This window comes from Janthinobacterium lyxosi (assembly GCF_051380665.1).
In the GTDB taxonomy this organism is placed as follows: Bacteria; Pseudomonadota; Gammaproteobacteria; order Burkholderiales; family Burkholderiaceae_D; genus Janthinobacterium.
The window spans coordinates 170,700-196,130 of the sequence record NZ_JBNYXM010000011.1 but is presented as its reverse complement, the minus strand read 5'-3'; the positions used below and the strand labels follow the sequence as shown (position 1 = coordinate 196,130).

Here is a 25,431-nt window from a genome sequence, read left to right as displayed (position 1 = left end):
AGTGGGCGGCATTTTTTTGCGCAGCAACATAAAACCGGCGCCCCATGAAAAAGCCGCCTGGCTTGCGCGGGGCGGCTGGTTCTGCAACTGCGGCGACTACTTAGGCCGTTAAAGCGGCGATACCGGCCTTGGCGATTTGCGCATCTTCTGCCGATTTCACGCCCGAGACGCCGACGGCGCCCAGATAGTGACCGTCGAACACGATAGGCACGCCGCCTTCGAGCAAGCCGTCGATTTCCGGCGCGCTCAGGAACGACACGCGGCCGCCATTGATCATCTCTTCATAGATGCGCGATTCGCGGCGGCCCAGGGCGGCCGTCTTGGCTTTCGATGGGGCGATGTGCGACGAAATCGGCGCCACGCCATCCATGCGCTGCAGCCACAGCAAGTGGCCGCCGTCGTCGACGATGGCGATCGTGACGGCCCAGTTATTCTTGACCGCTTCCGCTTCGGCAGCGGCAGCGATTTTCTTTACGTCGTCCAGGGTCAAAATCGGTTTCGATTGCATGGTGCATCCTTGTTATGTTGAATCAAAATTGTATACGAAATGCGCAGCGGCGCTAGCCCTTACTGTTCGCGCTTGGCTTTCAGCTTTTGCTTGAGCTGCGCCATGACGGCAAAGGTCGCCTGCTCGCCTGCCAGGATCGCCTGGTTGCGGCTGTTGAAATCGTTGCCCTTCATGGTGCCCAGGCTGGGCTGGATCACCACGTCCGCATCCTTCAGCTCGAACTGGTTGATGCGCTGGCCCATGATGGCAAACGTCTGCATCAGCACTTCCATCGAGCTGATGGCCTTCTGCGTATCCGTTTGCGACGAGATATTCACGGCGATGATGAAATCGGCGCCCATGTCGCGCGCAAAGCGCACTGGCACGGGAGCGACGAGGCCGCCATCGACATAGGTGTGGCCGGCGATCGTCACGGGCTGGAACACGCCGGGAACGGCCGACGAGGCGCGCACGGCCATGCCGGTGTTGCCACGCTGGAACAGGATCGGCTGGCCATTCTTCAAATCGGTCGCCACCACGCCAAACGGTATCTTGAGTTTTTCCAGCGGCACGCCGCCGACTGCCTTGTTGACATAGCTTTGCAGCGCCTCGCCCTTCAATACACCGGACGACTTGCCGAACAGGGGCAAGGCCCAGTCGGAAATGGCCGCCTCGTCCATATCGAACGCCATCTTTTGCAGGGTAAAGCCGGAGTTGCCCGCCGCATACAGGGCGCCCACCACGCTGCCGGCGCTGGTGCCGGTGACGATGTCGGCGTGGATGCCCTGCGATTCGAGCGCCTTGATCACGCCAATATGCGCGAAGCCGCGCGCCGCGCCACCGCCCAGCGCCAGGCCAATCTTGATCTTGCGCGGCGTGACGACGATGGGCTCGGGCGGCGTCAATACTTGTACGGGTTTCGGGGCGGTGGTATCGCAGCCGGCCAGCGCAAAGGCGGCCAGGGCAAGCAGGGTCAGGCGTTTAGGGAACATAGTGGCAGAAGAGAACCGCGCGCGGCAGTGGCAACAAAGGAGGGTCGATTGTAGCGCAAGCGGGGCCGCTGGCACTGAAGGCAGTCTTAAATGTTTATGCTGACAATGTTCGTGCGCGCCGCCTCATCTACCAGACCACTGCTAGACTGGCGCCGGGTTTTTACTCTCCGTCCAATATGTCCGAAGAATTGCAATTTACCGACAGCCGCGCCCTGAGCGCACCGTTTGCGCAACAGTTATCGCACCAGCCGCCCGACGGCGCCCTCGCCTGGCTGGCCGCCTGCCTGGCCGCGCACGGCGCGCCGCGCATCCAGGCAACCGTGACTTCCATCACAAAACACGCCGACGACATCCTGCGCGGCGGCCCACGCGGCGTGGCCGTGACAGACTTGCCGCGCCTGTATCTCGATCCGGCACCATTCCAGAATGCACCCGCCATCCTGGCGCAGCACGAGACGGTGGTGGGTGGCATGCGGGAAAACATGCAGAACTTGCTCAAGGGAATAGTGTGAATCGACATGCTCTTGTGGCAATCGACTTGATCGATATCAACTCGCCACGCCAGCTGCACGCAGCGCTGGCCGCCGCGCTGGATTTCCCTTCCTTGTATGGCATGAACTGGGACGCTTTCTGGGACGCCATCACGGGCCTGGTGGAAATGCCGCAACAGCTGGAGCTGCGCGGCTGGCAAGCCTTCGCTGCACGCCTGCCCCACGATGCGGCCGTCCTGCAGCGCATCCTGGCGCGCATGGCGCAGCAAATGCCGGACGAGGCAGCACAGGTGCATTATTTGTAGAACGGAAACGCTTGACAGCCCGGCCCGACTTCCCTTACATTGAGTGCATGTCCTCCTTCAAACATTCCTCCCCTTCCCTGCTGTCGCTATCGCGACTACACCTAGCACGCGCATAAGTTTGCCGCATTGCTTCGCCTGGCCACACGCCGGCGTGTTTCAAAAACCCTGGAAGGTTTGATGATGTTTGCACCATCCCCATTCGTACACGTAATCCCCACTGCGACCGCCCCTGCTGGCATCGCTGCCGCACTGCTACCGCTACCGATCGCTTGCCTGGCCTAGTGTTGCGTGGCCGCCCGGCAAGCTTGCGCCACAACCATTGATTTCCCCCTATCTTCAGGAGTACCCGATCATGATGTTGCAGAACCCAGCTTCCAAATACCGCGCTTTTCCTCCCGTCAAATTGACCGACCGTCAATGGCCGAACCAGATCATCAGCAAACCGCCTATCTGGATGAGCACCGACTTGCGCGACGGCAACCAGTCGCTGATCGAGCCGATGAGCGCGGAAAAGAAGCTGCGGTTCTTCGAGATGCTGATCGCCATCGGCCTGAAGGAAATCGAAGTGGGTTTCCCATCGGCATCGCAGACGGATTTCGACTTCGTGCGTAAACTCGTGGATGAAAATCGCATCCCGGACGACGTCACCATCATCGTGCTGACGCAGTCGCGCGAAGAATTGATCCGCCGCACGGTGGAGTCCGTCGTCGGCGCCAAGCGCGCCATCGTCCACCTGTACAACTCCGTGGCGCCCGTGTTCCGCAAGGTCGTGTTCGGCATGTCGCGCGAAGAAATCACGCAGATCGCCACTACCGGCACCACCCTCGTAAAACAGCTGGTGGCGCAGCATCCGCAAACGGAATGGGGCTTTGAATACACGCCGGAATCGTTTTCCACCACGGAACTCGATTTCTCCAAGCATATCTGCGACGCCGTCAGCGCCATCTGGAAGCCGACGCCGGCCAACAAGATGATCGTCAACCTGCCATCGACCGTGGAATGCAGCACGCCCAACGTGTATGCGGACCAGATCGAATGGATGTCGCGCAAACTGGCGCGCCGCGATTCCATCATCATCAGCGTGCACCCGCATAACGACCGCGGCACGGCCGTCGCCTCGGCCGAACTGGCCGTCATGGCAGGCGCCGACCGCGTCGAAGGCTGTTTGTTCGGCAATGGCGAGCGCACCGGCAACGTCGACCTGGTGACCCTGGCGATGAACTTGTATACGCAAGGCGTGCACCCGGGCCTGGATTTCTCCGACATCGACAGCGTGCGCAAGTGCGTGGAAGAGTGCAACCAGCTGCCCGTCCACCCGCGCCACCCGTATGCGGGCGACCTGGTGTTTACGGCATTCTCCGGCTCGCACCAGGATGCCATCAAGAAAGGTTTCGCCAAGCAACAACCGGACAGCATCTGGGAAGTGCCGTACTTGCCGATCGACCCGGCCGACCTGGGCCGCAGCTACGATGCCGTGATCCGCGTCAACAGCCAGTCCGGCAAGGGCGGCATGGCGTACTTGCTGGAACAGGAATATGGCCTGGTCTTGCCGCGCCGCCTGCAGATCGAATTCTCGCGCGCCGTGCAAGCCGTGGCCGATGCCACGGGCCGCGAAATCGCCGCACAGGATATCCATGAAATCTTCCAAAAGGAATACCTGGAGCAGACGGCGCCGTACACCTACGCTTCGCACCGCATGGTGGAAGACACCAGCAGCGATGAATCCGTGCAAATCGACATCAGCCTGTCGCACCGCCAGACGCCGCTGGCCCTGCAAGGCGGCGGCAACGGCCCCATCGATGCCTTCGTCAATGCGCTGGGTCTGGACATCAAGCTGATGGATTACCATGAGCACTCGATCGGCTCCGGCGCCAACGCGCAAGCGGCGTGCTACGTGGAATTGCGTCTCGACAATGGCCCGACCCTGTTCGGCGCCGCCATCGACAGCAATATCGTCACCGCCTCGTTCAAGGCTGTCTTGTCGGCCGTGAACCGCCGCATCGGGCAGACGGACGCGGAAAAAACCACAACGACCGACGTGGCGGCCAGCGCCGCCTGAGCACGACTTTGGCATCCCTCATAGGGAGAAAAAGCGGTACGGCTTGATCGCCGTGCCGCTTTTTCATTTCTTTTGGGCAATTAGTACCACAAGACAGGTATTGCCTATCGTATAATCGTTTCATAACAAGACCACCGGAGACAGATCATTAGCTACCGAGGGAATCAGTATGAAATTGACGGATATGAAGATAGGCGTGCGCCTGGGTGCCGGTTTTGGCGTGGTGCTGTTGCTGATGGCAGTGCTGGTGGGTACGGGACTGTTGCGCCTGGACAAGATCGGCGCGCTCAGCGAGTCCATTATCGAAAAAGACTGGGCCAAGGCGGACGCCATCGCCACCATCCGCAGCACTACGCGTTCGAACGCGGCGCTGGTGCTGGAACTCTTCATCCATGAAGATCCCGCCCGCGCCAACGCCATCCACGGCGAAATCGATGCCAACAAGGCCACCATCAGCGATGCGCTGGCCATCCTCGACCGCCTGATCGTGCTGCCTGAAGGCAAGGAACTGCTGGCCACCCTGAAGCAGCAGCGCAAGGCCTATGTCGTCTCGTTCAGCCAGGCCGACAAGCTGCTGGTAGGGGGACAGCGCGCGGAAGCGGCCGTGCATGTGCGCGACGATACCCTGCCCGCCCTGAATCAGTTGCAAAAAACGGTGAACCACTTGAATGAAATCCAGCGTGGCGTGGTCGTGCATGGCGGCCAGCAAATCCAGCAGAATATTTCCGCAGCCAATCTGCTGATGGCCAGCCTGGGCACAGCCGCCCTGCTGCTGGGCGTGCTCTTTGCCTGGTGGGTCACGCGCTCGATCACCACGCCCATCGCGTATGCGCTGCGCGTGGCGCAAGCCGTGGCCGCAGGCGACCTGAGCAGTAAAATCGTGGCCGACGGCAAGGATGAAACGGGCCAGCTGCTGCAGGCGCTGCGCGACATGAATACCAACCTGGCCACCCTGGTGGGGCAAGTACGCGGCGGCACGGGCACGATTGCCGTGGCGTCGAGCCAGATCGCCAGCGGTAATGCCGACCTGTCGGCCCGCACGGAAGCGCAAGCCAGCGCGCTGGAAGAAACCGCCTCGTCGATGATCGAACTGACGGGCACCGTGCGCAGCAACAGCGACAATGCGCGCCAGGCCGACAGCCTGGCCCGTTCCGCCTCCGCCATCGCGCAGCGCGGCGGCACGGCCATGGCGGAAGTGATCGGCACCATGGATGCCATCAATGCTTCCTCGCGCAAGATCGTCGACATCATCGCCGTCATCGACGGCATCGCCTTCCAGACGAACATCCTGGCCCTGAACGCGGCGGTCGAGGCGGCGCGTGCCGGCGAGCAGGGACGCGGCTTTGCCGTGGTGGCCTCCGAAGTGCGTAACCTGGCGCAACGCTCGGCGGCGGCGGCCAAGGAAATCAAGGAACTCATTGCCGACTCCGTCAACAGGGTCGGCCAAGGCGCGCAGCTGGTCAGCCAGGCGGGCGCCACGATGGATGAAGTGGTGGCCAGCGTGGGCCGGGTCAGCGCCATCGTCGGTGAAATCAGCGTCGCCAACCACGAGCAGAGCGAAGGCATCGAGCAGATCAACGCAGCCATCATGCAGATGGATCAGACGACGCAGCAGAACGCGGCCCTGGTCGAGGAAGCGGCCGCGGCTGCGGCAGCCATGCATGAACAGGCGAGCGAACTGGAAACCCTCGTCAGCCAGTTCAAGCTGGAACCGAACACCATCACCAAGGCACCGCCCCGCCCTGATGCGCCCGCCGTCCCGCGCTTGCACTAGGCTGTTTATTCCACCTGGCGCGCCAGGCGGATGCCGGAAAATTGCCAGCGCGCGCCGGCCGGGAAGAAATTGCGGTAGCTGGCGCGCGCATGGCCGGCCGGCGTGGCGCACGACGCGCCGCGCAGCACATACTGGTTCAGCATGAACTTGCCGTTGTACTCGCCCAGCGCCCCGGGCGCCGTGCGGTAGCCGGGATACGGCGCGTAGCTGCTGCTGGTCCACTGCCAGCAGTGGCCAAACATTTGCCGCAAGCCCGCTCCCGGCGCAGCGGCGGCCGGATGCAGCTGGCCTACTTGCACCACGACACCTCGCGCCGCCACTTCCCACTCCGCTTCCGTCGGCAGACGCGCGCCAGCCCAGTGCGCATAAGCATCCGCCTCGAACAGCGACAAGTGGGTGGCCGGCGCCTGCACGTCGAGCGGGCGCAGCCCGAACAAGGTGAATTCCTGCCAGTGACCCGCCTCGTCGCGCTGCCAGTACAACGGGCATGCCAGCTGCTGGCTGCGCACCCAGTCCCAGCCTTCGGCCAGCCACCAATGCGCCGTGCGGTAGCCGCCCGCCTCGATGAAGGCCAGGTATTCGCCATTCGTTACCAGCGCACTGGCCAGTTCGAACGGCGCCACGTATTGCGGATGGCGCGGCAATTCATTGTCGAAGCAAAAACCGTCGCCCGCGTGACCGATCTGCGCCAGGCCGCCTTCAAACGCGAGCCAGGCGGTGGGCTGCGCGTGTTCTTGCGCTGGCGCAACCGCGCTGTCCAGGCAAGCGGAAGACAGGTAAGCGGGAGACAGGGCGCTCTGCGCCAGCAGATGCTTGACATCCGTCAACAGCAATTCCTGGTGCTGCTGCTCGTGCTCGAGGCCCAGCGCCAGCAGCATGGTCAGCCGTTCGCGCTCGGGACGCGCCAGCTCGCCCGCCAGCAGGCGGGCGATGCGCGCATCGACATCGATCCGGTAGGCGCGCACCTGCGCCATGCAGGGGCGCGTCAGCAAGCCACGCTGGGCGCGCGGATGCTTCTCGCCCACGCCGTTGTAGTACGAGTTAAACAATATGCGGAAGGCGGGGTGGAATGGCGTGAAAGCCGCTTCCATGCTTTCCAAAATAAACGTTTCGAAAAACCAGGTGGTATGCGCCAAATGCCATTTCACGGGACTGGCGTCCGGCATCGATTGGGCGCCGCAATCCTCGTCGGACAGCGGTTCGGCCAGCCGCAGCGAGTATTTGCGCACCTTGTTGTAATGATCGATCAGCATGGTCGCCTTTTAGTCTCTGATCACGCGCGCATAGATAACCGCAAACCACTGCTGCGGGTCCGTCCAGACTTGCACGGAGGAAAACCCCGCCTGCTCCAGCAAGCCGACGAAGCTTGCGCGCGTGTATTTGTAGCTGTCTTCTGTATGGATGCGTTCGCCTTTCGCGAAACGCCGCTGGCCACCTTTCCAATGGACAACTTGCTCGCTGCGCGCTTCCAGGTGCATTTCGACGCGGCGCTCGTCGGCATTGAAAAAGCCATGGTGCCGCCAGGCGCGCACGTCGAAGTCCGCGCCGATCAGCCCGTTCACGTGGCGCAGCATGTTCAGGTTGAAGGCGGCCGTGACGCCCAGCGCATCATCATAAGCCGCGTCGAGGATGGCGTCGTCCTTGATCAGGTCAACGCCGATCAGCAGGCCGCCATCGCCGTCCGCATTGGCGCGCAGGCGGCGCAGGAAGGCGATTGCCTGCTCAGGCGTAAAATTGCCGATCGACGAGCCAGGATAGAAGAACAACCGCCGCGCCTCGCGCACGCTGTCGGGCAAGTCCAGGCGGCTGGAGAAATCCAGGCCCAGGCCCGTCATCTCGATGTGCGAAAAGCGCTGCTGCAGCCGGTTCAGCGATTCACTCAGGAAATCATAGGAAATATCCACGGCCACATACTGGGCCGGGTGCAGCAAGGGGAACAGGCTGGCGGCCTTGGCGCAATTGCCCGCCCCCAGGTCGATCAGGGTGCTGCCCGGCCCCACCGCGTGCGCGATCTCGGCGCCGTGGCGGGCGAAGATGGCCGCCTCGGTGCGCGTCGGATAATATTCGGGCAAGGCGCAAATGGCTTCGAACAGCTTTGAGCCCAGCGCGTCGTACAGGTACTTGGGCGAGGTCCATGCCTCGCGCGCCAGCAGGCCGCTGCTGATCTCGACTACCGTGGCAGAAGTGGCGCTGGCCACTCGGACGTTGCTGGCGGGATACAAATCTGACTGCTGTTGCGCGAGTGGCATGGTCATGGGCTGGCGTCGTCTATCAAGATTCACGAAGGGCTTGCTGGGCTGGCACCTGGCATGCGCGCGTGCTGCCTGCTGCCGCGCAGGGCATGGAGGACGCCATTGCCGATGACTTTTTCCCATCATAGCGGAATCCGCACAAGCCAGCCGTGCGACAGCTAACTTAAGGTCAAACCAGCAGTGCGCACACAAAATTGGTATTGCCAAGCAAAAAGGATAAGCCTGTCGTATACTACACATTGCCGGCCAAATAATCCGCGCCCCTTTGCAGTTCCCAGGCCCCCCTCTCCCCCGCGTGCCGCCCTTTACGATAACCGTTAACACCATGCTCGAATTGCGCCATCTGTCAAAGTCCTATGCCCCTGCCCGTCCCGTGCTGGCCAACATTTCCTGCCGCTTCAAGGCGGGGGAATTCATCGCCATCATGGGTGACTCGGGCGTCGGCAAGTCGACCTTGCTGAACCTGATCGCCGGCCTCGATACGCCCGATGCGGGTGCCGAAGCGCACCCTATCCTGGTGGACGGCATTGCCATGTCCAGCCTAGATGACGCCGCCGCCACCCGGCTGCGTCGCGCCCGCATGGGCTTTATTTTCCAGGCCTTCCACGTCTTGCCGCACCTGACCCTGCTGCAAAACGTGGCCCTGCCGCTGCTGCTCAACGGACTGCCCCAGGAGCGTGCCGCCAGCATGCTCGAAGCGGTCGGCCTGGGCGGACGCGGCGGCGACTTTCCGCAGCAACTGTCCGGCGGCGAAATGCAGCGCGTGGCCATTGCCCGCGCGCTCGTGCACAAGCCGGCGCTGGTGTTGGCCGATGAACCTACCGGCAACCTCGATCCCGATACGGCGCACAGCATCCTGCAATTGCTGCGCGCCGAAATCAAGGCCAACGGCAGTTGCGCGATCATGGTCACGCATTCGCTGGCCGCCGCCGAAATGGCGGACAGAACCATGATCCTGACGAAAAACGGCTTACAAAATACAACAATCGTCAACCAAATTAGTCAAACAAACAGTTAATTTAACTAACTATCTGTCACGAGTTTTGTTATCGTAGTATTATTGAAAACACTTGCCTGGTTATCAATGTTTTAACGCGAATGTTGTTACGTCACCCGGATAGCCGTACTGCGATGACGAACTATAGCCGGGACCGCATAACGTGGTCTCGTCCCTTGCATAACCTGAAGGAGGAGTAAATGAACGTTCGGCAAAAGAAGCTGGAAATGATTGAAGCGATGAACCGGGCGCGTGCGCTCGAACCATCGAGTTTTGTACCCAACAAGCTGCTCGATACCCTGATCGAGAAGATGAACCTGAAAAATGATGCGGAACTGTGCCGTGTTCTGGAAGTCCAGCCTCCCATCATCAGCAAGATTCGTCACGGCAAACTGTCGGTCGGTGCAACAATTTTATTGCGCATGCATGAAAAATCGGACATCACCATCCGCGAACTGAAGGAACTGTCCGCCACGCCAGTCCATTGAATCACACGCTGTTGTAATGCCATGCCAGGTACCCAGGTCCCCGGCGCCATGAACTTTTGCCATACAATTCGCGTAGTTCGCTCACCAAACAACATCCGAGCACGATAGCGAAGAGACCCAGCCCAAACCATGCTGACCGTTTCTCTGCCCACCCGCTCCAGTGCCACACCTCCTCGCCTTTACTCTGCATTGCCCCGCCAGCCAGCATTTCCATCCAAACTTGATCTGACACAACACGCATAGTCTCCGCAGGTATCAAGGTCAGCTTTTAACCAGTGATCTCAACCAACGGCATGTCCAGCGACCCTCTTGCGCCGCCCGTGCTGCGCCTGACGTTCACGCGCGATCCCCTCGCCAGCGCCAGCGACTGCCCCGCCGCACCCGGCTGGCATGGCCAGACCCATGTGCTGTCCAGCACGCGCGGCATCGGCAGTTGCCGCATCGCACTCGATATCGGTCCGGCCGACGTGGTGCAATTGCTGCTGTGCGACGGCAGTTCGCTGCTGGCCAGCAGCCTGGACCTGCCACGCTATCCGGGGCCGGCAACGGCGGCACGCGACGGCGCGCCCGCCAGCATCGAAGTGGGGCTGGCCTTGCACCCGCAGGCGGCGGACGCCTTCCTGCCCGTGCTCGACGAGGCCATGCGCGACGCCGAACAGCGCGGACTCCCCTTGCGCATCGTTGCTCATGGCATGGGCGGGCTGGTGGCGCGGCTGGCCCTGAAAGACCGCTGGCAACGCTTCGGCGCCCTGCCCGGCAGCCGCCTGCTGCAGGTGGGCACGGCCAACCGGGGCACGCAGGCGATGGTGCAAGTGCTGCTGGGACGCGACCGGCTGGTGCAGATGCTGGCATGCTGGATAGGCTGGAAGCACACGCGGCGCCAGTTTCTCGGCTTCGTGCGCGCCTTTCCCGGCGTGCTGGACATGCTGCCCTGGCCGCAGCGGGCAGCATCGATTATTTCGATGCCGGCGCCTGGGCGCAACTGGCCGCCGGCGACGGGCAAGCGGACTTGCCCGACGCGCCCGTCATGAGCGGCTGCTATGCGTCCGAATCGCTGCGCGGCAGCATGAGCTGCCTGGGCCGCCTGCTGGCAGGCAAGCTGCAGGAAATCCACGCGCTGGGACGCTTTCCGCAACGCCCCGACTCTGCCCTGGTGGTGCGGCAGCCCGATGCGGCGCGCCGGCCCGGCGGCGCCATCGTCATCGGCCTGGGCACACTGGGCGAACTGGCGCGCGCCTTTGCCGGCGGCCTGCTCGAATACGCGTGCGTCTGCCTGCAGGTGCGCGCCGCCGGCCATGTGGCCGCGCCGCCGATGGGCGAACATGGCTTGCGCGTGGCCAGCCTGCTGTCCGGTTCCGGCTATGGCGGCTTGAGCATCGCCCTGCGCGCCATCGAACACTACCGGGTGGCGCACAGCGCGGCGACGGAAAGGTGGGCTTGCGCGCGCTGGCGCACTGGGCAGAACTGGAAATACGCCAGGGCGCGGCCCTGTGCGGCATCGATGCGGGCGACCCGGCGCAGGGACGGCAACTGCTGCACGACGGCCGGCAGCATATCGACCTGCTGGTGGCGCTGGCGCCCACGGCGCAACGCCTGGCCCTGCTGGGACGCTACTGGGCCTTGCAGGCACGCCTGGCCTGCGCCGGGGGAATCTTCGGCGCGCCGGCGCTGCGCGCCATGACGGACGCCTGCCTGGCCGCGCTGGAAGAAGCGCGGCTACGCATCGGCGAACCCGAAGCGATCACGCTGCCGCTGCGCTTCCTGCTTGAACTGCTGCCGCCCGACAGCGCGGAGACCGGCTTGCGCAGCGCCGTGCAGGCGCTGGCCAGCCAGCTGCAGGCGTCACTGCCCGACATGAACCTGAATTGCCTTAGCCAGGCACCACTCCGTAATGGCGCGCATAGCGCCCGTCCAGATTCGCCAGCGGCATCATCATGAACATGTCGGCGCTTTCGAAATCAGGATCCCAGGCCGGTTCGCCGCAAATCCAGGCACCCGAACGCAGATAACCCTTGATCAGCGGCGGCACCTGCGGCTTGTGCGCCGCTTCCACCTGGTGGATAGGGAAAGGCAGGTGCGGCGTGACGCGGTACTCGGCCGGCGCCATGTGTTTTTCCGCCAGCGCCTGGTACACGGCGACGGCGTTATGCCCGCCATCGGCCAGGCTGATGCTGGCGCAGCCGACCAGGTAGTCGCAGCGCTCGCGACGCATGTACTCGGCCAGGCCCGACCACAGCAGCATGATCACGCTGCCGCCCCTGTATTTCGGGTGGATGCAGGCACGGCCCGCTTCGACCATGCGTCCGCGCAGGTTCTTCAGGCGGCTCAGGTCGAACTCGTTTTCCGAATACAGCCGGCCGATCTTGGCCGCCTTGGCCGCGCTCAGGACGCGGTAGGTGCCCACCACTTTCAGGGTATCGGCGTCGCGCACGATCAAATGGTCGCAATGCGCGTCGAATTCATCGCTGTCGAGGCCATCGGCATTGGCCAGCGACGTCAGGCCCATGGTCTCGATAAACACCTTGTAACGCAAACGCTGGACTTCGCGCACTTCCGCCGCTGTCGTGGCCTGGCTCAGCACCAGTTGAACCGGCCGGGCCTTGGCTTCGTTTGACGTGCTTATGTTTTGCATGGTTTCATCCCCCTGTGATCAAGACGACTCCAGCGTACTTGTCTAATATGTCAGGAAAATGACAGCCGAATGTTATTTCCATGACGCAAGTCAATGTCATTCGGGGATCGTGCATAATTACCACACACGCCCAGCAGGAAGACAGGATGAAAGACCAGGACGCAGCCCCAGAAGTCGCCCATATCACGCCCTATACCAAGCCGGCCGCCGGCTGGGATGCCCTGAAACACGTGGCCATCAGACTGCGCCAGGAACGGGTGGCGCCCGGCAATCTGAAAGCCCTGCTGGCGCAAAACCAGCCAGATGGCTTCGACTGCCCCGGCTGCGCCTGGCCAGACCGCAACCACGCTTCCACGTTTGCCTTTTGCGAAAACGGCGCCAAAGCCGTCGCCGCCGAAGCGACCAGCCGCCGCGCCGGCCCGGACCTGTTTGCCAACACCACCGTGACGCAGCTGCTGCAACAGTCCGACTACGCGCTGGAACAGCACGGCCGGCTGACCGAACCGATGGTCTACGACGCGGCCAGCGACCGCTACGTGCCCATCGCCTGGGAGGACGCCTACGCCCTCGTGGGGCGCCACCTGCGCGCCCTGCCCGACCCGAACCAGGCCGCGTTTTACACCTCGGGCCGCGCCAGCAACGAAGCCGCCTTTTTGTACCAGCTGATGGCACGCCTGTACGGCACCAACAACTTCCCCGATTGCTCGAACATGTGCCACGAGGCGACCAGCCGCGGCTTGCCGGCCACGGTGGGCATCGGCAAGGGCACGGTGACACTGGACGACTTCGTGCTGGCCGACACCATCCTCATCTTCGGCCAGAATCCCGCCACCAACCACCCGCGCATGCTGGGCGAACTGCGCGAATGCGCGCGCCGCGGCGGCAGCATCGTCTCCATCAATCCCCTGCGCGAACGGGGCTTGCAGCGCTTCATGGACCCGCAAAGCGCGCTGGAAATGACGACTCTGGGCAGCACGCGCCTGGCCGGCCTGTTCGTGCAGCCGACCCTGGGCGGCGACTTCGCCCTGATCAAGGCCGTCGCCAAGCGCGTCGTCGAGCATGACGATGCGGCGCAGGCGGCCGGCGCCCCGGCCGTCATCGATCACGTTTTCATTGAACAGCATTGCAGCGGCTTCGACGCCTTCCGCGACGACCTGCGCGGGGAGAATTGGCAACTGCTGCTGCAGGAGTCGGGCGTGACGCGCGCGCAGATCGAGGCATTGACGGACATCTTCGTCAAGGGCCAGCGCATCATCGCCACCTGGGGCATGGGCTTGACGCAGCACAAGCACAGCGTGGCGGCCATCCGCATGCTGTCGAACCTGATGATGCTGCGCGGCCAGATCGGCAAGCCCGGTGCCGGCCTGTGTCCCGTGCGCGGCCACTCGAACGTGCAGGGCGACCGCACGGTGGGCATCGAGGAAAAGCCCACGGCGGCCTTCCTCGACCGCCTGGGCCAGGTGTATGGTTTTCATCCGCCGCGCGCGCACGGCCACGACGTGGTGGCCACCATCGCCGCCATGCAGCGCGGCGACGTCAAGGTGTTCATCGCCTTGGGCGGCAATTTCGCCGCCGCCACGCCCGATACGCCCCTCACCTGCGCCGCGCTACGCCAGTGTGCGCTGACGGTGCAGGTGGCCACCAAGCTCAATCGCAGCCACCTGGTCCTCGGCCAGGAAGCGCTGCTGCTGCCCACCCTGGGGCGCACGGAAATCGACCTGCAACACGGCGTGGCGCAGGGCGTGACGGTGGAAGACTCGATGAGCATGGTGCATATCTCGTACGGCCGCAATGCGCCCGCTTCGCCGCAGCTGCGCTCGGAAGTGGCCATCGTGGCCGGCATGGCCGAAGCGACGGTCGGCTGCGGCCTGGTGGACTGGCGCGCATATGCAGCCGACTATGCGCGCATCCGCGACGACATCGAAAAGGTGTTTGACGATTTTTACGACTACAACGCCAGGGTGGCCATTCCAGGCGGCTTTCATCTGACGGTGGCCTCGCGCGAGCGCGTGTGGAAGACGGCCAGCGGCAAGGCCAGCTTCCTCGTCGCCCCGCTGCAGTTGGACACGCCGCTGCACCGCGCCCGCGCGCGCCATGGCGAGCGCCTGATGGTCTTGATGAGCACGCGCTCGCACGACCAGTACAACACCACCATTTACGGCATGGATGACCGCTATCGGGGCGTGTACGGCACGCGCAAGGTCATCTTCGCCAACAAGGAAGATATCGCCATGCTGGGTTTTGCCGATGGCGAGCTGGTGGACTTGATTGGCGCCTGGGACGATGGCGTGGCGCGCCGCGCCGAGAGCTTCCGGCTGGTCGCCTATGACATCCCGCGCGGCTGCCTGGGCGCATATTTTCCGGAGACGAACGCACTGGTGCCGCTGGCCAGCACGGCCGACGGCGCCGGCACGCCGACGTCGAAATCCGTCCCCGTGCTACTGGAACGCAGCGGAACTTACAAGATGATCCCGGGCGTGTAATCGACGTACGCATCCTGGCGGCAGAAGCCCACCAGCTTCATGCCCGCCTGCGTGGCGATGGAAATGGCCAGCGAACTGGGCGCGGAAATGGTCGCCAACAAGGGGATCTGCATGCGCGCCGCCTTGCGCGCCAGCTCGTAGCTGCCGCGGCTGGACAGGAAGACGAAGCCGCGCCGCATGTCGATATCGTGCAGCGCGAGGTGGCCGATCAGCTTGTCCAGGCCATTGTGCCGGCCGACATCCTCGAATACGTGCACGATATCGCCGTCGGGCGCGCACCACGCGGCTGCGTGCACGCCGCCCGTTGCCTGCATCAGCGCCTGGTGTTCGCGCAAGCCGGCAGACGCGCGCGCCAGCGCGGCGGGCAAGTCGACCTGGATCAGGGACGGCGGAAGCGCTGCGGGCCGCAAGTCGAGCATGTCGATACTGTCGATGCCGCACACGCCGCAGCCCGTGCGGCCTGTGAGTTGGCGGCGCCGGTCCTTCAGGCGCACGAAATCCTCCTGCGCAATGGTCAGCGCCACTTCGGCGGAATCGGCGCGCAGGAAAACTTCACAGTCGAAGATGGCGTCAGCCGAAGCGACCACGCCTTCCGTCAACGCGAAGCCGTAGGCAAACGCTTCCAGGTCACGCGGGGTGGCCATCATGACGACGTGGGAAATGCCATTGAAGACCAGCGCGACGGGGATTTCCTCGGCGACGTGGTCGATGGCGGCGGTGGAGTCGCCCGCGTGGTGGCGGACGATGGCGCGCTCGACAAAGCCGACGCGATCAATACTGGTTTCTTCTGACATGGCAACCATGGGGGAACTATCACAGGCCCCATGGTAAACCAGAATCGGCAAGCGGGGGGCTGCGCCTCCGCTCGCGCCATCAATCCTTCTTCGGACGGCCCGTTTTCAGCTGCGGCAAGCCGGCCAGCACGTTTTGCAGGGTCGCCAGGTCGATCTGGCTGATCAACGCCACGCCGATGCGCAGCAATTCGCTTTTCTTGATCTCGAAACCGGCCTTCAGGCAAGCTTTCTTGACCTGGCCCAGAACTTCATACTCCGCTTCCGGCATGGTGAAGCTGTCGCGCACCAGTTTCGGCTTGCGGGCTTTTTCCTTGACGACGGCGACCTTGGCGACAGGCGCTTTTTTCGCGACGGCCGGCTTGACGGCGGCTTTGACTACCGGTTTGACGGCGGCTTTCACTGCCGGCTTGGCGACGGCCTTGGCGGCTGGTTTCGCAGCAACCTTGGCCGCCGGTTTGGCAACGGCTTTCACCTCCGCCTTGGTAGCCGGCTTGGCAGCGGCTTTGGCGACTGGCTTGGCCACAACTGATTTGGCCACCACGGCCTTGGCCGCCGGCTTGGCGGCGGGCGCCTTGGCAGCGGCAGGCTTGGCAGCGACAGGCTTTGCTGCGGCGGGCTTGGCGGCGGCTTTTGCCACCGGCTTGGCTGCCGGCTTTACGGCAGGCTTGGCGGCAGGTGCGGCCTTGGCCGATGCCGCATTGATCGAGGCGCTGGTGGGGAACATCGATACGGGCGCGCTGTCGGCTTTTTTCACTGGAACGGTTTTGGTCATGGATTATCCAATCTAAATAAATAATATAAACAATATATACTCTTTTTTGAAAACTTGCTTGCTGCACATCAAGCCATGCACGCGGCATGACCTCCTAGGCGCTGGCACGGATGGTGAAATCGACCCCGACCTCATCCCAGAATTCCTGTTCCTTTTCAATCCAGAACGATACGGTGGGATGGTGCGCCACCCAGCCGCGCTTGATATCGAGCTCGATGCGGCTCTTCATGCGCAGGCGCAGTTCGCTGAAATCGGCCTCGATGCGCGCATGCATGAGCAAAATCGACAGGCGCAGCGCCAGCACGGCCTTGGCAAAATCGGGGTCCGACAGCACTTCGCCGATCTTGCGCAAATTGCCCTTCTGCGCCAGGATCAGCCGGCTCATGGTCTTCTGTTCGCGCGTGGTAAAACCGGGCAAGTCCGCGTTTTCCACGATGTAGGAGGCGTGCTTGTGGTAGCCCGTCTGCGACACGGCCAGCCCCACTTCGTGCAGCAGGCTGCTCCAGCGCAGGCATTTCACCAGGGCGTCCGACGTGGGCTTGAGCTGCGCGTACATGGTCAGTGCCTGCTCGGCCACCCGGCCGGCGCGCTGCTGGTCGATATGAAATTTTTCCATGCAGCCCTGCACCGACTGTTCGCGGCGGTCGCGCTTGGTCGAACGCAGGTACAAATCCCACATCACGCCCATGCGCAAGCCCGCCTCGATCGGCGTCATGACGGGAATGGCCAGTTCGCGGAACAGGCCGATCAAGATGGCCAGGCCGCCGACAATAGTGCTGGCGCGGTCGGGGCGCAGGCCGGGCATGTCGATGCGGCTGGTGTGACCGAGTTCAATGAAGCGACGCGCCAGCGCATCGAGGCCGGCACTGGTGAGCAAGCCATCACCGAGCTTGTTGCGGGCGATGATGTCGGCGATCGTGCGAATGGTGCCGGAAGAGCCGTAGGCCGTCTTCCAGTGCTGCGGACCGAACGGTGGCGCGCCATCCTCGAAATGGCTGCGCGCCGACAGGATGGCCGCCTCGAACGACGGCGCGTCGATGCGCCCGCCGATGAAGAACGACAGGCTTTGCTTGACAGTGCCCAGGCTGAAGGACTCGACGCGCTCGATATCGTTGCCGCGCCCCAGTATCAGTTCGGTCGAGCCGCCGCCGATATCCATCACCAGCCGGCGTTCGCCAGGGATGGCCAGCGCATTGGCCACGCCCATGTAGATCAACCGCCCCTCTTCCTCGCCCGAGATGATCTCGATCGGGTAGCCGATGGCTTGCTCGGCCAGCGGCAGGAAGACGGCGCCGTTGCGCGCCACGCGCATGGCCGACGTGGCCACCACGCGCACGGCATCGAGTTCGAAGCCGGCGAGGATGGCGCGAAAGCGCTGCAAGCAGGCCAGCGCCCCCTGCATGGCCTCCTCGGTCAGGTCGCCATTGGCATCCAGGCCGGCGGCCAGGCGTATCGGGTCGCGCACGCTCTTGACCACGCGGATCGTGTCGCCATCATGCTTGCCGACGTGTAACCGAAAACTGTTGGACCCCAGGTCCACCGCTGCATACATACTGGCCTCTTGTCTTGTCATTACTGTGCCAACTGAAAAAGTTGGCAAACTCAGTTGCTAAACTATATAAATCATTTAAACGATTTAAAAATCCTACCACACTACCCCCATCGTATGACAGCGGCGTGACAGGATTGTGACAAGAAGTCGCGCGGCGGCGACGTTTAAGGCACGATGGTGGTAAACAAATAGACCGCAAAAATCACCAGGTGGACGGTGCCCTGCATGACCGTGGTGCGGCCCGTACCCAGCGACAGTGTGGCCACCATCAGCGACAGCAACAACAGCACTGTCGACTTGATATCGAGTCCCAGGGTGATCGTCAGGCCGGTAGCCAGCGATACCACCACCACGGCGGGAATCGTCAGGCCGATGCTGGCCAGTGCGGAGCCGAGCGCCAGGTTCAAGCTCGTTTGCAGACGGTTGGCGCGCGCGGCGCGCACGGCGGCCAGGCCTTCAGGCAGCAGCACGATGGCGGCGATGACGATGCCGACCAGGGTTTTCGGCGCGCCCATGGCGGCAATCGCCGTCTCCAGCGCGGGCGCCAGCGACTTGGCCAGCAGCACCACGGCGCCCAGGCACACCAGCAGCGCACCGGCGCTGACCCAGGCGACGGTAGGCGTCGGCGGCGCCGCATGCACCTCTTCGTCACCGACGGCTTCCTTGGGCAGGAAATAGTCGCGGTGGCGCACCGTCTGCACCAGCACGAAGGTGCCGTACAGGACCAGCGAGATGACGGCGATGAAAATGAGCTGGCTGGAGTTGTAATAGGGTCCGGCGGCGCTGGAGGTGTAATTTGGCAGCACCAGCGTCAGGATGGCGATGGCCGCCAGGGTGGCCAGCGACGCGCTCACGCCCAGCAGGCCGAAGGTCTGCTCCCGGTGGCGCCCGGCGCCCAGCAGCAGGCAGATGCCGACGATGCCGTTCAAAATGATCATGATGGCGGCAAACACGGTGTCGCGCGCCAGTCCCGTCGTTTCCGGTCCGCCGGCCAGCATCAGCGAGACGATCAGCGCCACCTCGATCAGGGTCACGGCCAGCGCCAGCACCAGGGTGCCATACGGTTCGCCGATGCGGTGCGCCACCACTTCCGCGTGGTACACGGCGGCCAGCACGCTGCCGATCAGGCCAGCCACCAGCAATATCTGGTAGGCGCCGCCAACATTGAAGGTGGAACCGAACAGGAACAACCAGCCGGCAAGCGGGGCGGCAAGCGGCCATACAGGCAGGGATTTAAGCATTTTCATTATGGGCCTGGCAAGAGTAAAAAAGGGAACTGCGGTGCGGACGACAAGAGGGGCCTAGCGTGCACCCCACAGCATAACTTGCTTAGCTTAAATGAAAGTTAGGCAATGCACACGTTCGGGTGCCGCCGCCCTCACCTCATCACCTTGCTGCAGTGCACCTGCTTGCTACCAGCAACTATAGTCCCTTTGGTAACATATCGTTGCAATTCCTTGTGTTTTTGCTTCCGGCTGCCGTTATACTGCAGGATACGCCCTCCCGGCACTGACCAAGGATTAGACCATGACTCCTGCAAGCAGCGCAGCCATGCGCAACGTATTATTCGTCTGCGCCAGCGTCCTGTGCGCCACCGCACAGGCAGACAAGCAGGCGCCGCGCGAGGACCCGAACAAACCACAGGCCCCCGATGTGCAGGTTGATGCAAACTGGGCCACCCCGCCTGCGCCTGCCGCTGCGTCAAGGTGGCAAGACAGCCTGCCGCCTGCGCCGCCGGTGGCGCCACGCGAAGAAAAGGTCCTGCCCAGGAGTGAATGGTTGCGCGTGGAGCCGATGAAGGCGCCTGACAGGCGCTGCGATCCCGGCCTCGACGCCTTGTTCTTGAGCAAGGAATGCGGCAAGGAACCCAGCTGGCTGGGAACACCCAAGAAATAGGAATCGAGGAATCGCTATACGTCCAGCGTGCTGGCGCCCTGCGCCTCGACCACCCTGTTGCGGCCCGCCTGCTTGGCCGCCTGCAGCGCCTCGTCGGCCCGCTTGAACAGGCTGACGGTGCTGTCTTCGGCGCGGATGATGGTCACGCCCAGGCTGGCCGTCAGCTGCAGCACGGCGCGCTCCGTCTTGACGGGCAGCACTTCGACGGCGGCGCGGATGCGCTCGGCCACCATCAGCGCATCGGCTAGGGTCGTGCGCGGCAACTGGATAGCGAATTCGGCGCCGCCCAGGCGACCCATCAGGTCGCTGTCGCGCAGTTGCTGGCGGCAAGTGTCGACGATGGTTTTCAGTACCGCGTCGCCTACCGGATGGCCATAGCTGTCGTTGACGCGCTTGAAATGGTCGATATTGAGTACCACCAGCGCCGTCGGCAAGCCGGGCCGGCGTGCCAGCGCCATCCACGGCGCCAGCGCCTGGTAAAAACCGCGCCGGTTCGGCACGCCCGTGGCCGCATCGAGCACTTCCAGGCGCGCCAGTTCGCCGCCCAGTTTTTCACGCGACAACAGCAGGTAGCCGAAGGCGTTCGTCAGCATCATCAGGTACAGGGCGCCAAAACCGGCCAGCTGCAGCAGCTCGGCGTCAAAAGCGGGCACGGCGGCAGCGAGCACGCCGCGCGCGGCGATCAGCAGCGACAGCAGGCCCATGCTGACGACGAGAAAACGGCGCAGCATGCTCGCCTCGCGCCATTTGAGGCACAGCGCGGCCACACCGGCGAGGAAAAAGCCGGCCACGATCAGCGAACCGCCGGCACTGCGCAGCAGCGGCGCCACGTCAAACAGATAGCAGGCGGCAAACAGCGCCACCGACAGGCCCAGCGCCGGCAAGACATACCGGCGCCAGCCGCTGCGCCCGGCCGCCTGCCACAGCGCGCCCGCATCGAGCGCCATGCCGGCAAACAGCAGGCTGTTGCCAAGCAAGATGGACAGCACATCGGGCAGCACACCACGGAAATACAGCAAACACCAGGCCACGGCCTGGCACTGCTTGGCTACCGCCCAGGTAGACATGCTGAGCGACTTCTTGCGCTCGTACTCGAAAAAGAACAGCGCCGCGCACAGGCTCAGGTTGCCGAGTGCCAGGGCCAATACCAGTGTCTTGATATCCATGGGCTACGCTATCGATGCGCAGGCGCGGCGCGCCGGGTCAGATTTCGTGTTCGACATTGGTGCTGCCGTCGCCGACCTTGCTGGCCCACGCCTGCACGAAATACTGTTTTTCCACTTCGTTGGGCGCCTCATGCCAGAACACGATGAGGGTGCCCTTGTGATCGTGGATCTGTGCCACTTTTTCAATGAAACCAACATTGTCGGCCACGTCGGCCAGCGCCGCCGCGTAACCGTACACGCGCGTCAGCCGCTCGATGCGGTCGGGCTCGGTGAAGCTGTTCGTTGCCGTAATGATGGGGTGATCCAAAAACATGCTTGTCTCCATGGTGCCCGACTGCGCGGCCGTGCCGCCGCGTGCCATTACACATGCTCGGCGCGGATTAATCGGGTATGCTCACGGGAGCTTATCAGATTTCTCTGAATGCAACAAAGCATCTCCCCCAGTCCACTCAGCGAAGTCGTCCTATGTCGGATAGCAAATTACCCCCCTTGCGTGCGCCCCAGGTGCATACCTGCGGCGACCGGCGCCGCCTGGAATTCCAGCCAGGCATGATCCAGAGCGAAATGCTGCTGTCGCGCCCCGACCATCTGCTGCTGCGCTATGCGCGCGCCATGATGTGCTTCACCCTGTTCGTGCCGCGTCCCCGGCACATCCTGATGGTGGGGCTGGGCGGCGGCTCGCTGCTGAAGTTCTGCCACCGCCACCTGCCCGAGGCGCGCATCACGGTGCTGGAATTGCGCGCCGACGTGATCGCCCTGCGCGAGCAGTTCATGCTGCCGCCCGACGACGCGCGCCTGCGCATCATCGAAACGGACGCCGTCAGCTATATCCGCCAGCATCCGGGCTGCGCCGACGTGCTGCTGCTCGATGGCTACGATGAAACGGGCCTGCCGCCGGCACTGGGCAGCGCACGCTTCTATGCGGACTGCCTGCGCACCCTGCTGCCCGGCGGCGTGCTGGTGGCCAACCTGTTCAGTTATGACGAGCACTACCCCGCCATGCTGGCGCGCCTGCTGCTCACCTTCCGCGGCGCCGTGTGCCACTTCGACGGCATCGCCGGCAATAACCGCATCGTCTTCGCCGGCAGGCCAGACAAGCTCGGGGCGGGCCGCGCCCTGCGCGTCGTGCGCCTGGTGCGCTGGCGACGGGTGTGCGGCCTGGCGTTCCTGAACCGCTTGCTACCCGCATGGCAGTTGTGGCGGGTGCGCCGGCAATCAGGCGCGGGCAGCGACTGAAAGTCGTCTCCCCCGGTCATGGATGTTGTTGCTTATTAGCAGTAATTTGGTGCATCATTCGCACGATGGATGTGGTTTATGACAAACTACGGCCTGCGCGGGGCCGGCAGGCACCGCCGAATCCAAGTATCCATGAAGTGAGATAGGAAAAAACATGCTGCGTGGCCGCCTGCCATTGTCGATTTCTGCCGCGGCCGCGCTGACCTTTACCTGCGGCGTCAGCATCACCGCCGTACTGTTTGCCGCCATCAGCCAGCTCGAATACGACAAGATGAGCCTGAGCCTGCAGCAGCGCGCCGGCGCGCGCGTGGCCGCCATCGAGCAGGGACTCGACGACGCGGTCGAAGTGCTGACCACGACCAACCAGCTGTTTGCTGCCGTCGTGCCCGTCACGCGCGCACAGTTCCACGACTTCACCACGCCGCTGCTGCAGCGCCACCCTTTCATCCAGGCCTTCAATTTCCACCGCATCGTGCCGCATGCGCAGCGCGCCGCATTCGAGGCCGAACTGCGGCGCATCGTGCCCGATTACGCCATGACGGAAATGCGCGATGGCGTCGTCGTGCCCGCCACGACGCGCGCCAGCTACCTGGTGGTGGACTACCTCGTACCCTTGCAGGGCAACCGCCCCGCCTTCGGCCTGAACGTCAGCCCGAACGGCTTGCTGGCGCGCGCGCTGGAACAGGCCATCATCAGCGGCCAGACCACCGCCACCGGCCTGCTGGCCCTGGCGCAGGGACCGCAGCAGGGCTTCGTCATCGTGCGCCCCGTGTACCGCCACGGCATGCCGCTGCAAACGGTGCAGCAGCGGCGCGCTGCGCTGATCGGCGATACGGCGGCCATCGTCCGTGCCGGCGAACTGGTGCAGAAAATCCTTGCCGGCGCCGACCTGCTGGGCGACCCGCAGCTCGAACTCAGCGTCTACGCGGACGCTGGCGCCGACCCGCGCCAGATGATCTTCCGGCATGGCCAGGCGCCTGCCGACGAAGCGGGCGGCGCCTGGGAATCGCTGCCACGCTGGCTGCAGTTTGCCTATCACAGCCATTATGACCGGGCCTTTGCCTCCGCCGGCCGGCCCTGGCATGTGCGCGTGGTGGCCCATCCGCGCCCCTTCCTGGCCGACCACCTGGGTTCATTGTTCACCCTGATCACGGGCTTGCTGTTCAGCGTGCTGACGGCCGCCTTCGTACAGACACTGACGCAGCGCTCGCGCCGCGTGCAGCTGCTGGTGGAACAGCGCACGGCCGACCTCAAGCGCAGCAATGAACTGCTCAGCGCCGACGTGCGGGCGCGCCAGCGCACGGAACGCGCCTTGCAGGAAAGCGAGAAACGCTTCCGCCGTCTGCTGGCCCTGTCCTCGGACTGGTACTGGGAACAGGATGCCAACTTTTGCTTCACCCACATCACCAGCGGTTTTACGGACAAGTCGAACATGCCGCTGGAACGCTTCATCGGCATGACGCGCTGGGACAACAACCCGGAGATGCGCAATTCGCGCTGGGGCAAGCAGCATATCGCCAACCTGGCAGCGCACCTGCCCTTTTCCAACCTCGAATATGCGATGAAAGACCGCGATGGCCAGCTGCGCTGGTTCAGCATCAACGGCGAACCGCTGTTCAACGAACTGGGTGAATTTCGCGGCTACCGGGGCACGGGGTCCGAAATCACGGAACGCAAGCTGGCCGAGCAGCAAATCCAGCACATCGCCCACCACGACGTGCTGACGGGCTTGCCCAACCGCGCCCTGCTGCGCGACCGCCTGGCGCAAGCGATGGCCCTGTCGCGCCGCAAGAACCGCGCGCTGTGGGTGCTGTTGATCGACCTCGACCGTTTCAAGTTTGTCAATGACAGCCTGGGCCACAAGGCCGGCGACCTGCTGCTGAAAACCATTGCCACGCGCCTGCAGGCCAGCCTGCGCGAAAGCGATACGGTGGCGCGCCTGTCCGGCGATGAATTCGTCGCCATCCTGTGCGAACAGGCCGACGAAGTGCTCAGCGGCGCCATCGTGCAGCGCCTGATGGATGCCGTGGCCCAGCCGGTATTGCTCGACAGCAAGGAATTCTTCGTCACCTGCAGCATCGGCGTGGCCGTCTACGACATGTCGCGCTACGACGCCCCCGGCGACGTAACCTTGAACGGCGAGACGCAGAACCTGATCGAACAGGCCGACATCGCCATGTACTGTGCCAAGAAACAGGGCCGCAACAACATCAAGTTCTACACGACGGCCATGAACCAGGCCACCCTGGAGCGCCTGCGCATCGAGACGGCGCTGCGCAACGCGCTGGAGCGCGAGCAGTTCGTGCTGCATTACCAGCCGCAGCTGGACCTGGCCAGCGGGCGCATCGTCGGCGTGGAAGCGCTGCTGCGCTGGCAGCACCCGGACCTGGGCATGGTGGCGCCGCAGCGCTTCATCGCGCTGGCAGAAGATACGGGCCTGATCGTGCCGATCGGCGCCTGGGTCATGCGCCAGGCATGCGCGCAGATGCAGGCCTGGCATGCGGCTGGGATGGGCCAGCTGCGCCTGGCCGTCAACCTGTCAGCGCGCCAGTTCAACGAGCCGAACCTGGTCGCCTCGATCGCCGAAGTGTTGCTTGAAACGGGCCTGCCGCCCGCCTGCCTGGAACTGGAGCTGACGGAAAGCCTGTTCATGCACGACGTGGCGCTGGCCGTCAGCCAGCTGCACGACATGAAGGCACTGGGGGTGCAGCTGTCGATCGACGACTTCGGCACCGGCTATTCCAGCTTCGCCTACCTGCGCACCTTCCCCATCGACGTGCTGAAGATCGACCGCAGTTTCGTCGGCGACGTGGCGCGCGACGCGGACGATGCGGCCATCGTCGTCTCCATCATCGCCCTGGCGCACAATCTGAAGCTGCGCGTGGTGGCCGAAGGCGTGGAAACGGCGGAACAGCTGGACTACCTGCGCCAGCACGGCTGCGACGAAGCGCAAGGCTATTACTTCAGCCACCCGCTGCCCGCGCACGAGGTGGAAGTCCTGCTGCGGACGGCCATCCACGATACCGGCGCCCTGGCCTGAGCATGCCGCGCCGGC

General features: G+C 63.7%; 24 protein-coding genes. 13 read left to right on the top strand and 11 right to left on the bottom strand.

The window, feature by feature from the left end; all coding sequences use genetic code 11:
- Window positions 1-100 precede the first annotated feature (100 nt).
- Both ACQ4WP_RS14295 and ACQ4WP_RS14290 read right to left on the bottom strand, forming a co-directional pair.
- Entirely contained in the window at window positions 101-508 is a 408-nt protein-coding gene (locus tag ACQ4WP_RS14295) for a GlcG/HbpS family heme-binding protein (RefSeq protein WP_436521622.1), read from the bottom strand.
- A 59-nt stretch (window positions 509-567) separates the two neighbouring features.
- Complete coding sequence (locus tag ACQ4WP_RS14290) at window positions 568-1,479, bottom strand: patatin-like phospholipase family protein (protein WP_436521620.1); 912 nt, start codon at window positions 1,477-1,479, stop codon at window positions 568-570.
- A gap of 176 nt (window positions 1,480-1,655) precedes the next feature.
- On the opposite strand from ACQ4WP_RS14290, the gene ACQ4WP_RS14285 reads away from it, so the two are divergent.
- The 4 genes from ACQ4WP_RS14285 (at window position 1,656) to ACQ4WP_RS14270 (ending at window position 6,108) form a co-directional block, all read left to right on the top strand.
- Entirely contained in the window at window positions 1,656-1,991 is a 336-nt protein-coding gene (locus ACQ4WP_RS14285) for a hypothetical protein (RefSeq protein ID WP_436521618.1), read from the top strand.
- Between the two features lie 14 nt (window positions 1,992-2,005).
- On the top strand, window positions 2,006-2,275 hold the full coding sequence (locus ACQ4WP_RS14280) for a barstar family protein (RefSeq protein WP_436521616.1): 270 nt from the start codon (window positions 2,006-2,008) through the stop codon (window positions 2,273-2,275).
- Window positions 2,276-2,627: 352 nt separating this feature from the next.
- Entirely contained in the window at window positions 2,628-4,334 is a 1,707-nt protein-coding gene (leuA, locus tag ACQ4WP_RS14275) for a 2-isopropylmalate synthase (protein WP_436521614.1), read from the top strand.
- A gap of 169 nt (window positions 4,335-4,503) precedes the next feature.
- On the top strand, window positions 4,504-6,108 hold the full coding sequence (locus tag ACQ4WP_RS14270) for a methyl-accepting chemotaxis protein (RefSeq protein WP_436521612.1): 1,605 nt from the start codon (window positions 4,504-4,506) through the stop codon (window positions 6,106-6,108).
- Window positions 6,109-6,113: 5 nt separating this feature from the next.
- On the opposite strand, the gene egtB is transcribed toward ACQ4WP_RS14270, so the two are convergent.
- Both egtB and egtD read right to left on the bottom strand, forming a co-directional pair.
- Complete coding sequence (egtB, locus tag ACQ4WP_RS14265; RefSeq protein ID WP_436521611.1) at window positions 6,114-7,361, bottom strand: ergothioneine biosynthesis protein EgtB; 1,248 nt, start codon at window positions 7,359-7,361, stop codon at window positions 6,114-6,116.
- 9 nt (window positions 7,362-7,370) lie between these two features.
- Window positions 7,371-8,363: an L-histidine N(alpha)-methyltransferase gene (egtD, locus tag ACQ4WP_RS14260; RefSeq protein ID WP_436521609.1), complete on the bottom strand. Its 993-nt coding sequence runs from the start codon at window positions 8,361-8,363 to the stop codon at window positions 7,371-7,373.
- Window positions 8,364-8,685: 322 nt separating this feature from the next.
- Here egtD and ACQ4WP_RS14255 point away from each other — a divergent pair, with 322 nt between their 5' ends.
- The 5 genes from ACQ4WP_RS14255 to ACQ4WP_RS14235 all read left to right on the top strand — a co-directional run bounded on the left by ACQ4WP_RS14255 (window position 8,686) and on the right by ACQ4WP_RS14235 (window position 11,783).
- The gene (locus tag ACQ4WP_RS14255) at window positions 8,686-9,378 is read left to right on the top strand and encodes an ABC transporter ATP-binding protein (protein ID WP_436521607.1); all 693 of its coding nucleotides are present in this window, start codon (window positions 8,686-8,688) and stop codon (window positions 9,376-9,378) included.
- 179 nt (window positions 9,379-9,557) lie between these two features.
- Complete coding sequence (locus ACQ4WP_RS14250) at window positions 9,558-9,845, top strand: hypothetical protein (RefSeq protein WP_034786045.1); 288 nt, start codon at window positions 9,558-9,560, stop codon at window positions 9,843-9,845.
- A gap of 293 nt (window positions 9,846-10,138) precedes the next feature.
- On the top strand, window positions 10,139-10,876 hold the full coding sequence (locus tag ACQ4WP_RS14245) for a hypothetical protein (RefSeq protein WP_436521605.1): 738 nt from the start codon (window positions 10,139-10,141) through the stop codon (window positions 10,874-10,876).
- Window positions 10,873-11,526: a hypothetical protein gene (locus ACQ4WP_RS14240; RefSeq protein WP_436521603.1), complete on the top strand. Its 654-nt coding sequence runs from the start codon at window positions 10,873-10,875 to the stop codon at window positions 11,524-11,526. Before ACQ4WP_RS14245 ends, ACQ4WP_RS14240 begins: the two co-directional genes overlap by 4 nt.
- On the top strand, window positions 11,523-11,783 hold the full coding sequence (locus ACQ4WP_RS14235; protein ID WP_436521601.1) for a hypothetical protein: 261 nt from the start codon (window positions 11,523-11,525) through the stop codon (window positions 11,781-11,783). The genes ACQ4WP_RS14240 and ACQ4WP_RS14235 overlap by 4 nt, the downstream gene beginning before the upstream one ends.
- On the opposite strand, the gene ACQ4WP_RS14230 is transcribed toward ACQ4WP_RS14235, so the two are convergent.
- Window positions 11,716-12,477, bottom strand: coding sequence for a GNAT family N-acetyltransferase (locus ACQ4WP_RS14230; RefSeq protein ID WP_436521599.1), 762 nt, complete (start codon window positions 12,475-12,477; stop codon window positions 11,716-11,718). The two genes, ACQ4WP_RS14235 and ACQ4WP_RS14230, sit on opposite strands and share 68 nt — an antisense overlap.
- Before the next feature lie 146 nt (window positions 12,478-12,623).
- Between ACQ4WP_RS14230 and ACQ4WP_RS14225 the strand changes: the two genes are divergently transcribed.
- Window positions 12,624-14,960: an FdhF/YdeP family oxidoreductase gene (locus ACQ4WP_RS14225; protein ID WP_436521597.1), complete on the top strand. Its 2,337-nt coding sequence runs from the start codon at window positions 12,624-12,626 to the stop codon at window positions 14,958-14,960.
- Here ACQ4WP_RS14225 and fdhD read toward each other — a convergent pair.
- The 4 genes from fdhD to ACQ4WP_RS14205 form a co-directional block, all read right to left on the bottom strand.
- Window positions 14,936-15,754, bottom strand: a complete 819-nt coding sequence (gene fdhD, locus ACQ4WP_RS14220) for a formate dehydrogenase accessory sulfurtransferase FdhD (RefSeq protein ID WP_436521595.1) — start codon at window positions 15,752-15,754, stop codon at window positions 14,936-14,938. The genes ACQ4WP_RS14225 and fdhD overlap by 25 nt on opposite strands.
- A gap of 79 nt (window positions 15,755-15,833) precedes the next feature.
- Window positions 15,834-16,526, bottom strand: a complete 693-nt coding sequence (locus ACQ4WP_RS14215) for a hypothetical protein (RefSeq protein WP_436521593.1) — start codon at window positions 16,524-16,526, stop codon at window positions 15,834-15,836.
- 94 nt (window positions 16,527-16,620) lie between these two features.
- Window positions 16,621-18,078 carry a Ppx/GppA phosphatase family protein gene (locus ACQ4WP_RS14210; RefSeq protein ID WP_436521684.1) on the bottom strand — a complete coding sequence of 486 codons (1,458 nt, stop codon included), beginning with the start codon at window positions 18,076-18,078 and terminating at the stop codon, window positions 16,621-16,623.
- Between the two features lie 164 nt (window positions 18,079-18,242).
- Window positions 18,243-19,325, bottom strand: coding sequence for a calcium:cation antiporter (locus ACQ4WP_RS14205; protein ID WP_071077959.1), 1,083 nt, complete (start codon window positions 19,323-19,325; stop codon window positions 18,243-18,245).
- A gap of 304 nt (window positions 19,326-19,629) precedes the next feature.
- Between ACQ4WP_RS14205 and ACQ4WP_RS14200 the strand changes: the two genes are divergently transcribed.
- The gene (locus tag ACQ4WP_RS14200; RefSeq protein WP_436521591.1) at window positions 19,630-19,974 is read left to right on the top strand and encodes a hypothetical protein; all 345 of its coding nucleotides are present in this window, start codon (window positions 19,630-19,632) and stop codon (window positions 19,972-19,974) included.
- 14 nt (window positions 19,975-19,988) lie between these two features.
- Here the strand turns inward: ACQ4WP_RS14200 and ACQ4WP_RS14195 are convergent, their stop codons facing one another.
- Together ACQ4WP_RS14195 and ACQ4WP_RS14190 are read right to left on the bottom strand one after the other, a co-directional pair.
- Complete coding sequence (locus ACQ4WP_RS14195; protein WP_436521589.1) at window positions 19,989-21,140, bottom strand: GGDEF domain-containing protein; 1,152 nt, start codon at window positions 21,138-21,140, stop codon at window positions 19,989-19,991.
- Window positions 21,141-21,177: 37 nt separating this feature from the next.
- Window positions 21,178-21,453, bottom strand: coding sequence for a hypothetical protein (locus tag ACQ4WP_RS14190; RefSeq protein WP_436521587.1), 276 nt, complete (start codon window positions 21,451-21,453; stop codon window positions 21,178-21,180).
- A 152-nt stretch (window positions 21,454-21,605) separates the two neighbouring features.
- On the opposite strand from ACQ4WP_RS14190, the gene ACQ4WP_RS14185 reads away from it, so the two are divergent.
- Together ACQ4WP_RS14185 and ACQ4WP_RS14180 are read left to right on the top strand one after the other, a co-directional pair.
- The gene (locus tag ACQ4WP_RS14185) at window positions 21,606-22,376 is read left to right on the top strand and encodes a spermine/spermidine synthase domain-containing protein (RefSeq protein ID WP_436521585.1); all 771 of its coding nucleotides are present in this window, start codon (window positions 21,606-21,608) and stop codon (window positions 22,374-22,376) included.
- 154 nt (window positions 22,377-22,530) lie between these two features.
- Complete coding sequence (locus ACQ4WP_RS14180; RefSeq protein ID WP_436521583.1) at window positions 22,531-25,416, top strand: bifunctional diguanylate cyclase/phosphodiesterase; 2,886 nt, start codon at window positions 22,531-22,533, stop codon at window positions 25,414-25,416.
- The last annotated feature ends 15 nt before the right edge of the window (window positions 25,417-25,431 follow it).

What these genes read in the sequence shown, in the direction of transcription:
- ACQ4WP_RS14295 (WP_436521622.1), bottom strand. Translation starts at nt 508, where the DNA reads ATGCAATCGAAACCGATTTTGACCCTGGACGACGTAAAGAAAATCGCT.
- ACQ4WP_RS14290 (WP_436521620.1), bottom strand. Translation starts at nt 1,479, where the DNA reads ATGTTCCCTAAACGCCTGACCCTGCTTGCCCTGGCCGCCTTTGCGCTG.
- ACQ4WP_RS14285 (WP_436521618.1), top strand. Translation starts at nt 1,656, where the DNA reads ATGTCCGAAGAATTGCAATTTACCGACAGCCGCGCCCTGAGCGCACCG.
- leuA (WP_436521614.1), top strand. Translation starts at nt 2,628, where the DNA reads ATGATGTTGCAGAACCCAGCTTCCAAATACCGCGCTTTTCCTCCCGTC.
- ACQ4WP_RS14270 (WP_436521612.1), top strand. Translation starts at nt 4,504, where the DNA reads ATGAAATTGACGGATATGAAGATAGGCGTGCGCCTGGGTGCCGGTTTT.
- egtB (WP_436521611.1), bottom strand. Translation starts at nt 7,361, where the DNA reads ATGCTGATCGATCATTACAACAAGGTGCGCAAATACTCGCTGCGGCTG.
- egtD (WP_436521609.1), bottom strand. Translation starts at nt 8,363, where the DNA reads ATGACCATGCCACTCGCGCAACAGCAGTCAGATTTGTATCCCGCCAGC.
- ACQ4WP_RS14255 (WP_436521607.1), top strand. Translation starts at nt 8,686, where the DNA reads ATGCTCGAATTGCGCCATCTGTCAAAGTCCTATGCCCCTGCCCGTCCC.
- ACQ4WP_RS14250 (WP_034786045.1), top strand. Translation starts at nt 9,558, where the DNA reads ATGAACGTTCGGCAAAAGAAGCTGGAAATGATTGAAGCGATGAACCGG.
- ACQ4WP_RS14245 (WP_436521605.1), top strand. Translation starts at nt 10,139, where the DNA reads ATGTCCAGCGACCCTCTTGCGCCGCCCGTGCTGCGCCTGACGTTCACG.
- ACQ4WP_RS14240 (WP_436521603.1), top strand. Translation starts at nt 10,873, where the DNA reads ATGAGCGGCTGCTATGCGTCCGAATCGCTGCGCGGCAGCATGAGCTGC.
- ACQ4WP_RS14235 (WP_436521601.1), top strand. Translation starts at nt 11,523, where the DNA reads ATGACGGACGCCTGCCTGGCCGCGCTGGAAGAAGCGCGGCTACGCATC.
- ACQ4WP_RS14230 (WP_436521599.1), bottom strand. Translation starts at nt 12,477, where the DNA reads ATGCAAAACATAAGCACGTCAAACGAAGCCAAGGCCCGGCCGGTTCAA.
- ACQ4WP_RS14225 (WP_436521597.1), top strand. Translation starts at nt 12,624, where the DNA reads ATGAAAGACCAGGACGCAGCCCCAGAAGTCGCCCATATCACGCCCTAT.
- fdhD (WP_436521595.1), bottom strand. Translation starts at nt 15,754, where the DNA reads ATGTCAGAAGAAACCAGTATTGATCGCGTCGGCTTTGTCGAGCGCGCC.
- ACQ4WP_RS14215 (WP_436521593.1), bottom strand. Translation starts at nt 16,526, where the DNA reads ATGACCAAAACCGTTCCAGTGAAAAAAGCCGACAGCGCGCCCGTATCG.
- ACQ4WP_RS14210 (WP_436521684.1), bottom strand. Translation starts at nt 18,078, where the DNA reads ATGTATGCAGCGGTGGACCTGGGGTCCAACAGTTTTCGGTTACACGTC.
- ACQ4WP_RS14205 (WP_071077959.1), bottom strand. Translation starts at nt 19,325, where the DNA reads ATGAAAATGCTTAAATCCCTGCCTGTATGGCCGCTTGCCGCCCCGCTT.
- ACQ4WP_RS14200 (WP_436521591.1), top strand. Translation starts at nt 19,630, where the DNA reads ATGCGCAACGTATTATTCGTCTGCGCCAGCGTCCTGTGCGCCACCGCA.
- ACQ4WP_RS14195 (WP_436521589.1), bottom strand. Translation starts at nt 21,140, where the DNA reads ATGGATATCAAGACACTGGTATTGGCCCTGGCACTCGGCAACCTGAGC.
- ACQ4WP_RS14190 (WP_436521587.1), bottom strand. Translation starts at nt 21,453, where the DNA reads ATGTTTTTGGATCACCCCATCATTACGGCAACGAACAGCTTCACCGAG.
- ACQ4WP_RS14185 (WP_436521585.1), top strand. Translation starts at nt 21,606, where the DNA reads ATGTCGGATAGCAAATTACCCCCCTTGCGTGCGCCCCAGGTGCATACC.
- ACQ4WP_RS14180 (WP_436521583.1), top strand. Translation starts at nt 22,531, where the DNA reads ATGCTGCGTGGCCGCCTGCCATTGTCGATTTCTGCCGCGGCCGCGCTG.